Source organism: Psychrobacter sp. CAL346-MNA-CIBAN-0220 (assembly GCF_040309805.1).
Taxonomy (GTDB): Bacteria; Pseudomonadota; Gammaproteobacteria; order Pseudomonadales; family Moraxellaceae; genus Psychrobacter.
In genome coordinates this window covers 1-242 of sequence record NZ_JBEOPF010000649.1, presented here as the reverse complement: position 1 = coordinate 242, position 242 = coordinate 1, and the positions used below count along the sequence as shown (strand labels likewise).

Here is a 242-nt window from a genome sequence, read left to right as displayed (position 1 = left end):
AGACAGGAATCAATCCTTACTATTTAGGGCTGAAGATTTTTGAAGATATTGAAGAGCGCTACGATCATCCATGCGAGGAATTAAAAAAAGCAGGAGTGACGGAAGGGTCGGGTCGCAGCAAAATGTTTGAAGTGCGGGAAATTGAATCAGACATTTCTTTTATTCGAAATTACTTAACGAAAGACCTTGTGATGAGGGAAGATTTGTACTTGTTTCAAAAGCAGGGGAGAGACTATAAAGTC

1 protein-coding gene is annotated in these 242 nt (G+C 39.7%); it reads left to right on the top strand.

Annotated features, from left to right (window positions below; all coding sequences use genetic code 11):
* Nucleotides 1-242, top strand: a 242-nt coding sequence (locus tag AAEY88_RS15180; RefSeq protein ID WP_350563726.1) for a SpoVR family protein, incomplete at both ends; no start/stop codon positions are given.